This window comes from Paraburkholderia sp. AV2, from assembly GCF_054968425.1.
Genome location: NZ_JBANLK010000024.1, coordinates 1 through 9,070 on the forward strand (window position 1 = coordinate 1; position 9,070 = coordinate 9,070).

Genomic DNA, 9,070 nt, shown 5'->3' on the forward strand with positions numbered 1-9,070 from the left:
CGAAGATCATCCTGGGCATTGCCGTGATGTCCCTGTTCGTTACGCTGTTCAACCGCCTGCTCTGGCGCCCGTTGTACGCTCACGCCGAAGCCAGGCTGCGGCTGGACTGAGACTGATTGAGAACTGAAGGCAAACGCGATGCAAAATCCCAAGACTATGAGTGCCGCAAACAGCGATGTCGAAACGCCGGCTCCGCCGCGGCTCGGCGAGGAAATTCTGCGCGTGCAGGACGTGTGCCGGGGCTTCAGCAAGGCCCAGGGCGAGCTGCTCGTGCTCGACGACGCGAACCTCTCGCTGCGCGAAGGCGAAATTGTCGGGCTGCTGGGCCGTTCGGGCTCGGGCAAGTCCACGCTCCTGCGCATCATCGCCGGCCTGATCTCGCCGACTTCCGGTGAAGTCACCTGGCGCGGCAAGCCGCTCGACGGTCCGGCCGAAGGTGTTGCGATGGTGTTCCAGACCTTCGCGCTGTTCCCGTGGCTGACCGTCCTGCAGAATGTGGAAGCGGGTCTCGAGGCGCAGGGTGTGGGCGCGCAGGAGCGCCGCGAGCGCGCGCTGGCCGCCATCGACCTGATCGGTCTGGACGGCTTCGAGAACGCCTACCCGCGCGAGCTTTCGGGCGGCATGCGCCAGCGCGTGGGCTTCGCGCGCGCGCTCGTCGTCGACCCGATGCTGATGCTGATGGACGAGCCGTTCTCCGCGCTCGACGTGCTGACCGCCGAAACGCTGCGTACCGATCTGCTCGACCTGTGGACCCAGGGTCGCCTGCCGATCAAGTCGGTGCTGATCGTCACGCACAACATCGAGGAAGCGGTGTTCATGTGCGACCGCATTCTCGTGCTCTCGTCGAACCCGGGCCGCGTCGTGGCCGAGATCGAAGTGCCGTTCAAGCACCCGCGCAACCGTCTCGACCCGGCGTTCCGCAAGCTCGTGGACGACATTTACGCGAAGATGACTGCGCGCCAGATCGGCGAGACGACGAAGAAGGGGCTGGATCTCGGTAGCTGGCTGCCGCGCGTGTCCACTAACCTGATGGCGGGTCTGATCGAGACGCTGGCGATGGCGCCGTACCACGGCCGCGCCGACATGCCGGAAATCGCGCGTACGCTGCATCTGGAAGTGGACGACCTGTTCCCGATCGCCGAAATGCTGCAGAACCTCGGCTTTGCCGACGTGCGCGAGGGCGACGTGCTGCTCACGCCGCCGGGGCGCGTGTTCGCGGAGTTCGGTACGCAGGAGCGCAAGATGATGTTCGCGGAGCACCTGCTGCGTCACGTGCCGCTCGCGGCGCGGATCAAGAAGGTGCTCAACGAGCGTCCGGGACACCGCGCGCCGCGCGTGCGCTTCGAGCAGGAGCTGGAGGATTTCCTCTCCGACGGCGCGGCCGAAGAGACACTCGACACGGTGATCGACTGGGGCCGTTACGGCGAGATCTTCTCGTACAACGACCAGTCGGAAATCTTCAGCCTCGAAGACGTCGAGTCCTGAGTGTTGGCGGCATCCGGCGGGATCCCGCCGGATCGGATGCACCAGCAAAAACGGTCGCCTCGGGCGACCGTTTTTTTTCGTTGCGCTTATTGGAGCGTGCCCCAGCGCTCGACCGCCGGTTCGGCCGACGCCCATTTCCAGCCGCCGGCGTCGCGGCAGGTGCTCGCGGTGTACCACTGCTCGGGGGCGTCGGCGGCTTCGCCGTCCTGTACCGAGAACACGAACTCCTTGCACAACGCGAGCGCCGACGAGAAGGCGCGCGTCACGCGCACCTGCCCGTGGCCGTTCTCGACCGGCAACTGGTGCTTGATGCGCCAGATGTCCATGCCGCCCACGGGCAGCCGGCCGGCGGTCTGGGCAATCATGTCCTGCTGGTCGGCGTGCATGTTCTTCATGAAGCGGTTCACCGCCTCGTCGGTGGCGGCCTGCACGGCGATGCCCACGCCGACGCCGACGGCCGGGTTGGCCGTGACGATGCCCGTTGCGGCGGCCGCGGCCGCGCCGCTCGCGGCGCCGATCGACGCGCAGCCGCTCGCGGCGAGCGCCGCGCCGGCGCACAGTGCGGCGAGCGCGAGAAAGCGCACGAGCGGGCGCGCAAGCGGAGACCCCGGCGGACGCGCGTGCGGCGCGCCGGGCGCGAATGCGGCGGTGGGCGTGGTCATTGCAGCGCGCCCCAGCGGTCGGTAGCGGGCTCGGCGGAGGCCCACTTCCATGCGTCGCCGTCGCGGCAGACGGCGGCCACGTAGAACGCGCTCGTGGCGGCGGCGTCCTTCGTTGCGTCGTGATCGACCGAGAACACGATCTCCTTGCAGTCGAGCGCGCCGCTGCTGATCACGCGGCTCACGGTGACGCGGCCATGCTCGTCGTCCTCGATCGGGAACGAGTGCGTGATGGACCACGGCGCGACGCCGCCCACGTCGAGCGGCCCGGCGACCTTCGCGATGCTGTCCTGGGTATTGCGGTGGACGACCCGTTCGGAGTACTGCACGCCGGCCTTCGCGGCGGCCACGAAGCCGAGGCCGATACCCGTTGCGACTGCGGCGTTGTTCGTGACCTTCGAGGCGATTGCCGCGCCGCCGATACCGGCCCCCGTCTGCGCCCCTTCGGAATAGAGCGAACTGCACGCCGAGCAGGCAAGGCTCAACGCGGCGAGCAGGGCGAGCGAGGCCGCGCGTCGCGGCGAGAAGGGGGGGAAGCGGATTCAACTGCGGAGGTGAGCCGTTGCGCGGTACGTCGTTCTTGCATGTTCTATCCCTGCCTTGCGCCAGCGGCCTGCAGGACGGCCTGCGGACGGCATGCGGCGCGCTTTTGTGCTGTCGCGAATTGTGCAGGACGCTACCGGGGAAGGGGATAGGGAAAGTGCAAAAGTTTGCAAAATATGCTGCGACACGAGCCAGGATCTGCTTGATTCCGCGGCTTACCCGGGCTCGCGCTCGCTCGTGTCGTCGCCTTCGTTGCTGTCTTCGGCGCCGTAGCTGCCGAGCCGGTTGTAGAGCGTCTTGAGGCTCACGCCCAGCGTGCGCGCGGCGAGCCGCTTGTCTCCGCCGCAGTATTTGAGCGTGCCGAGGATGATCTGTTTCTGCGCGTCGGCGAGCGGCGTGCCGATCCACACGCTCATTGCGTCGCCCAGCGTGACGGGCTTCTTCACGCGCGGCACGAGTTGCGGATGCGTGATCTCCACCACCTTCTCCGCAAGGATGAACGCGCGATAGACCGCGTTCTTCAGCTCGCGCACGTTACCGGGCCACGACCAGTTGCGCACCGCGTCGAGCGCGCGCTTGCTGAAGGTCTTTTGCGTGCGTTCCTGTTCGTTGAGTTCCGCGAGGAAATGCTGCGCGAGCAGTTCGCGGTCGCGCTCGCGTTCGCGCAACGGCGGCGTGCGCAGCGGAAACACGGCGAGACGATACATCAGGTCCTCGCGCAGGCAGCCTTCCTTCACGGCGACGATGGGGTCGCGGTTGGTCGCCGCGATGATGCGCACGTCGCCGCGGATGGCGCCGCTGCCGCCCACCGGAAGATATTCGCCGGTTTCGAGCGCGCGCAGGAGCTTCACCTGATGCAGGAGCGACATCTCGGTGATTTCGTCGAGGAACAGCGTGCCGCCGCGCGCGTGCTCGAAGTGGCCGTCGCGTGCCTGCACGGCGCCCGTGAAGCTGCCTTTCTCGTGGCCGAAGAGTTCGGCTTCGATCAGCTCGTCGGGGATCGCGCCGCAGTTGACGGCGATGAACGGGCCATCGCGCCGCGCGCCGCGCTCGTGTATGGTGCGCGCCACGAGCTCCTTGCCGGTGCCCGATTCGCCGACGATCAGCGCCGTGGCGTCGGTGACGGCCACGCGTTCGATCTGCGCATAGAGATCCTGCATCACCTCCGACGATCCATAGAGCAGACCGTAGGACTGCAGTCCCGCGACGCGCGCGCCGACACTTCCGGTTTCGCTGCCGGTGTTTTTGCCGGCGCTGTTGCCGGACTTGTCGCCGGGGGTGTCACGCCTCGTGGCGGGTGAGCCCGGTTCGATTGATGCCATAGGGTAATCGTCCTGCAAAGGGTTTCGGTCGGTGCGCTGCCGCGCCGACGGCCGCTTTGTTTCTATCTCGTAAACATTTAACCACTGTCGCATGTTGCACGGCAATGGAGCGGCCAGGCGGCCGCCGCCGAAACGGCATGAATCCTGCTGCGGAACTCGTGGCGTCCGCGAGAATCGAGAACGTTAGAGAGGGCTGTTGCGTTGGCGCGAGGCGCGAACCGCGGCGGCGCATCCCGTGCAAAGAAATTGGACCGACCAGACTGGGAGGACGCAAGATGTCGAGGAACAGGACGAATCTGGCCAGCGCGCTGATTGCCGTCGGGGCGATCGGCGCGACGGCGGGAATGCTGGCCTGGCGCTGGTCGCAGCGCCATCGCGCGCAGCGTTTGACCTATCACCGCGAGCTGAATCGCTGGGAGGGCGAAGGCGGTTCGCTTGCGTCGGCTGTGAGCGGTACGGTCGAGACCGGCGCGTCGACGGATGCAGCGAGCCCGGGCCCTGCTTCGGCACCGTCGGCGAACGGCGCCGCGGGTACGCCCTGGCCGTTCCCTCACGGCAACACCTGACGGGGCATACCGCCGGACCAGAAGGACACGTGGGTGCTCGCGTTGGAACCCCCACGTGCGCCCCTGTCTCGAATATGTCTATAATAGTCATATCTACAACAATCGATTCCCGGATCGCCGATTGACGGCGAGATTGTTGCGTCAACGCGGCTAAATCGCGCCTGCGGCCTCTTCGGCGCGTATTCCGCCGCTTCGTACTCCACTGTGCAGCACTGCCGTAGGCGCCGTCAGGCGCCGGTTGCCGTCGCCCGGCGTGCCGGGTGCTGGCCGAGGGTAGGCCGCGGAGCTCGAGTGGGGCCATTCACCTTTCAGGGCTGACGAGACGCGATGCCACATGTATTGATTGTCGACGACGATGCAGAAACCCGCGAGGCGCTCGCCGTCGTCGTGGGGGCGGACGGACTGACCACGGCGCAGGCCGGCGATCTGCGCGAAGCCCGTATCCAGCTCGTGCGCCAGATGCCGGATGTCGTTTTCACCGACCTCAAGCTGCCCGACGGCAGCGGCACGGACCTCTTTCAGGATCTCGATCCGCGTTCGGGCGTGGAGCTCGTCGTCATCACGGGCCACGCGACGGTCGAGACCGCCGTCGACGCGCTCAAGGCGGGCGCGATCGACTATCTCGTCAAGCCGATCAACCTGCAGCGCGTGAAGGCGATCCTGAACCGCCTGCCGCGCGCGGGCGACCTCAAGGCCGAGATCGGCACCTTGCGCGGCGAGCTGCGCCGCATGGGCCGCTTCGGCCTCATGCTCGGCAATTCGGCGGTCATGCAGGACGTCTACGACCAGATCGGCCGCGTCGCGCCTACGCCCGCCTCGGTGATGCTCGTGGGCGAGTCGGGCACCGGCAAGGAGGTCGCCGCGCAGACCATTCATCAGCTAAGCCTGCGGCGCAAGCACGAATTCCTCGCTGTGAACTGCGGCGCGATCTCGCCCAACCTGATCGAGTCGGAGATGTTCGGCCACGAGCGCGGCTCGTTCACGGGCGCGGATCGCCAGCACAAGGGCTACTTCGAGCGCGCGAACGGCGGCACGCTGTTTCTCGACGAAATCACCGAAATGCCGATCGAGCTTCAGGTGAAGCTGCTGCGCGTGCTGGAGACGGGCATGTTCATGCGCGTGGGCACGACGAAGGAGATCGAGACCGACGTGCGCCTGATCGCCGCGACGAACCGCGATCCCGAGCAGGCCGTGGCCGAAGGCAAGCTGCGGCTCGATCTCTATCACCGGCTCAATGTATTCCCGATCAGCCTGCCGCCGCTGCGGGAGCGCGGCAAGGACGTGGAGCTGCTCGCCCAGTCCTTTCTCGACGAACTCAACGAGCGGCACGGCACGAAGAAGCAGTTTCCGCCGGCGGTGCGCGAAACGCTCGCGACCTACCCGTGGCCGGGCAATGTGCGCGAGCTCAAAAACTATGTGCAGCGCGCGCATATCATGTCCGGCGCGGATGGCGAACTGACGGCCGCCGTGCCGCTGCAGATCTCGCTGTCGAAGCCGATGGCCGGCACGGCGGTGACAATTCCGTTCGGCACGTCGCTCGCCGACGCCGACCGTCAACTGATTCTCGCCACGCTCGAGCAATGCGGCGGGGTGAAGACGCGCGCCGCCGAGATTCTGGGCATCAGCCTGAAGACGCTCTATAACCGCCTCGTCGAGTACGGCAACGAGCCGGCCGGCAAGGGCGGCGTGGAAACGGAGCCGCGTGCGCGCGCGGCGGGCGGCGCGGGCGTCTGAGGCGGCGGCCTTCGCAGCCGGGCCAGGCGGCCGGGTGTGCTGTGCGCGGTATGTCTCTTGCAAACGCCAGGGACAGTGCCTCCGAGGAGTCAGCCATGCCGTTTTGCCGAGCCGCCGGTCCTTTTCGTGTCGAGCCTTCGCTGGCTCACACGCCGCAACCCGAAGATCCTCCGCCGAGGGAGCCCGACAGTCCCGACGTGCCGCCCATCGGCGATCCGCCGCCGGAGCCCGACGAAGCGCCGCGCTCGGCCGGCCGGTGGCTGGCGCCGCTGGTCTGGCCCGGCCGCGCGGCCTCGATGCGCTGGGCCCGCTGGGCCTGCTGGATCGCCCGCGCGGGCTGAGCGGCGCCACCAAGCCGCTGCACGGCGGCACACCCGGACGTTTATGTACGACTTACAAGCGCTGCACCATTTTTACCGGCATTTTCACGCGACGACCCCTAGACTGTAAGAGCGCTACCGCCACATGGCGGCCTTCCGCTGGAGGCTTCGAGATGAGACACCCTGCATTGCGTCGCTCCGCGCGTTACTCGGGCAAGCGTGGCCCGCGGGACGGAGAACAGAAGGGCAGCAATCCGCCGCCGATGGTCGCGCCCGACCCGGCCGGCCAGAACCGCCCCGCGCCCGGCATTCCGCCGGACGGTGAGCACAATCAGGGCGGTTCGCGCGCCGAGGGTCTCGAGTACCAGCGCGATCTCGGCTCGGAACAGGACGCCTGAACACCCCTGCCGCAGCAAGTTCCATCGCACGCTATCGAACGTTTCGCCGGGCGCGAATATCGCGCGGAACGGGCTCGTCCGTACGCCGGGCCGCGCCTTGTCGGGTCTTGCCGAACAGGTGTTGCCGCCTATGCGGCACGAAATTTGCATACGTTTGAAATATAGAGTCTCTGAATCAACGAAACAGGAGGATTGCCGCAATGGGCAGACTGATCGTGGTATCGAACCGCGTCGCGCCGACACAGGAAGGACGACCCGCAGCAGGAGGCCTTGCCGTGGGCGTGCTGGATGCGCTCAAGGAAACGGGCGGCGTATGGTTCGGCTGGAGCGGCGAGACCGTTGCGGAGCCGTCGTCTCCCGTCATCGAACAGCAGGGCAGCGTCACCTACGCGACGGTCGGCCTCACCCGGCGCGATTATGACCAGTACTACAAGGGTTTCTCGAACACGACGCTCTGGCCCACCTTCCACTACCGCAACGACCTTGCGCGCTACGAGCGCCAGGAGTACGCCGGCTATCTGCGCGTGAACGTGACGCTCGCGCGCCAGCTTCAGCCGATGATCGAACCCGACGACATCATCTGGATCCACGATTATCACCTGATCCCGTTCGCGCGCTGCCTGCGCGATCTCGGCGTGAAGAACCCGATCGGCTTCTTCCTGCACATTCCGCTGCCGGTGCCCGAGGTGATGCGCTCGGTGCCGCCGCACGAAGAACTGATGAAGTTCATGTGCCACTACGACGTGGTGGGCTTCCAGACCGACGCGGACCGCCAGGCCTTCCTCGACTACATCGAGCGCGGCGGCCACGGCAGCGCGAGCGAGGACGGCATGGTGCACGCGTGGGCGCGCTTCCTGAAAGTGGGCGCCTATCCGATCGGCATCTATCCCGACGCGATTGCCGAGGCCGCCGGGCAGTTCACCGACCGCAAGTCCGTGCGCAGCCTGCGCGACGCCATGCGCGGCCGCAAGCTGATCATGAGCGTGGACCGGCTCGACTATTCGAAGGGACTCGCCGAGCGTTTCCAGGCCTTCGAACGCCTGCTGCAGAACGGGCCGGGCTGGCACGGCCGCGTTTCGCTGCTGCAGATCGCGCCGCCGACGCGCTCCGACGTGCAGACCTATCAGACGATCCGCCGCAACCTCGAAGGCGAGGCGGGCCGCATCAACGGCCGCTTCGCGCAACTCGACTGGACGCCGATCCAGTACCTGAATCGCAAATACGAGCGCAATCTGCTGATGGGGCTGTTCCGGCTCGCGCACGTGGGCTTCGTGGCGCCGTTGCGCGACGGCATGAATCTCGTTGCGAAGGAGTACGTAGCGTCGCAGAACCCGGACGACCCCGGCGTGCTCGTGCTCTCGCAGTTCGCGGGCGCGGCCGAGCAGATGCCGGGCGCGCTCGTCGTGAATCCGTACGATCTGAACCAGACCGCGGAAGCGCTCGAACGCGCGCTCTCGATGCCGCTCGCCGAACGGCGTTCGCGCTACGAGGACATGATGGCCGGGCTGCGCCTGAACAATCTCTCGGTGTGGCGCGACGCGTTCCTCGCCGACCTGCGCAGCGTGGCGACCGCCGCCTCCGTGACGGCGAAGGCGCGCGGTGCGGCACCGGCGCCGACGCCCGAGAAGGCGAAGGCGAGCTGACGCTTCCCGCGCGTCTTGCCGGGCGCGCACGATTCCCCTGCGCGGCGGCCTTCGAGCCGCCGCGTTGCATTGCAGCGTCCCCCGCGCGACCCTCGGACTAGGCCCGCTGCTCGCCCGCCTCGCCGTACGGCTCGGGTGAGCGGGTCGGATCGAAGTCCGCCCAATGGCCGCCTTGCCAGTGGCCGGAGGCGCGCTCGATATCGGACGCGCCCGCTTCGCCGAGCACCTCGGCGGCGATCGCCTGGTTTTCGGCGCATACGTGCACGGCGAGCAGCACGCCCGAGTTGCGCGTTTCGCGCAGCACGCGTTCGTGATGCGCGTCGACGTGCGGTCGGGGCCCGCGGAAGCCGGGGGGCGCGCCCCCCCCCCCCCCCCCCCCCCCCCCGCGCCCCCCCCGCGG

The 9,070-nt window shown here is 67.5% G+C and carries 9 protein-coding genes and 2 pseudogenes; 7 read left to right on the forward strand and 4 right to left on the reverse strand.

Features of this window, described 5'->3' with window-relative positions; translation table 11 throughout:
• Both V8683_RS17490 and V8683_RS17495 read left to right on the forward strand, forming a co-directional pair.
• Positions 1 to 110, forward strand: a pseudogene (locus V8683_RS17490) (ABC transporter permease subunit); the annotation flags it as partial.
• Positions 111 to 138: 28 nt separating this feature from the next.
• A complete protein-coding gene (locus tag V8683_RS17495; RefSeq protein ID WP_411190287.1) occupies positions 139 to 1,485 on the forward strand; it encodes an ABC transporter ATP-binding protein in 1,347 nt (448 codons plus the stop codon).
• An 86-nt stretch (positions 1,486 to 1,571) separates the two neighbouring features.
• Here V8683_RS17495 and V8683_RS17500 read toward each other — a convergent pair whose 3' ends face one another.
• The 3 genes from V8683_RS17500 to V8683_RS17510 form a co-directional block, all read right to left on the reverse strand.
• Positions 1,572 to 2,147, reverse strand: coding sequence for a hypothetical protein (locus V8683_RS17500; protein ID WP_411190286.1), 576 nt, complete (start codon positions 2,145 to 2,147; stop codon positions 1,572 to 1,574).
• The gene (locus tag V8683_RS17505; RefSeq protein ID WP_411190590.1) at positions 2,144 to 2,686 is read right to left on the reverse strand and encodes a hypothetical protein; all 543 of its coding nucleotides are present in this window, start codon (positions 2,684 to 2,686) and stop codon (positions 2,144 to 2,146) included. The genes V8683_RS17500 and V8683_RS17505 overlap by 4 nt, the downstream gene beginning before the upstream one ends.
• Positions 2,687 to 2,902: 216 nt before the next feature.
• A complete protein-coding gene (locus V8683_RS17510) occupies positions 2,903 to 4,009 on the reverse strand; it encodes a sigma-54 interaction domain-containing protein (RefSeq protein ID WP_411190285.1) in 1,107 nt (368 codons plus the stop codon).
• A gap of 275 nt (positions 4,010 to 4,284) precedes the next feature.
• On the opposite strand from V8683_RS17510, the gene V8683_RS17515 reads away from it, so the two are divergent.
• From V8683_RS17515 to otsA, 5 genes are all read left to right on the forward strand, one after another.
• Complete coding sequence (locus V8683_RS17515; RefSeq protein ID WP_411190284.1) at positions 4,285 to 4,575, forward strand: hypothetical protein; 291 nt, start codon at positions 4,285 to 4,287, stop codon at positions 4,573 to 4,575.
• Positions 4,576 to 4,902: 327 nt separating this feature from the next.
• Entirely contained in the window at positions 4,903 to 6,309 is a 1,407-nt protein-coding gene (locus V8683_RS17520) for a sigma-54-dependent transcriptional regulator (protein WP_411190283.1), read from the forward strand.
• A gap of 95 nt (positions 6,310 to 6,404) precedes the next feature.
• Complete coding sequence (locus V8683_RS17525; RefSeq protein ID WP_411190282.1) at positions 6,405 to 6,650, forward strand: hypothetical protein; 246 nt, start codon at positions 6,405 to 6,407, stop codon at positions 6,648 to 6,650.
• A 152-nt stretch (positions 6,651 to 6,802) separates the two neighbouring features.
• Positions 6,803 to 7,027: a hypothetical protein gene (locus V8683_RS17530; protein WP_411190281.1), complete on the forward strand. Its 225-nt coding sequence runs from the start codon at positions 6,803 to 6,805 to the stop codon at positions 7,025 to 7,027.
• A 200-nt stretch (positions 7,028 to 7,227) separates the two neighbouring features.
• Positions 7,228 to 8,670, forward strand: coding sequence for an alpha,alpha-trehalose-phosphate synthase (UDP-forming) (gene otsA, locus V8683_RS17535; RefSeq protein ID WP_411190280.1), 1,443 nt, complete (start codon positions 7,228 to 7,230; stop codon positions 8,668 to 8,670).
• A 97-nt stretch (positions 8,671 to 8,767) separates the two neighbouring features.
• On the opposite strand, the pseudogene V8683_RS17540 reads toward otsA, so the two are convergent.
• Positions 8,768 to 9,070, reverse strand: a pseudogene (locus V8683_RS17540) (hypothetical protein); the annotation flags it as partial.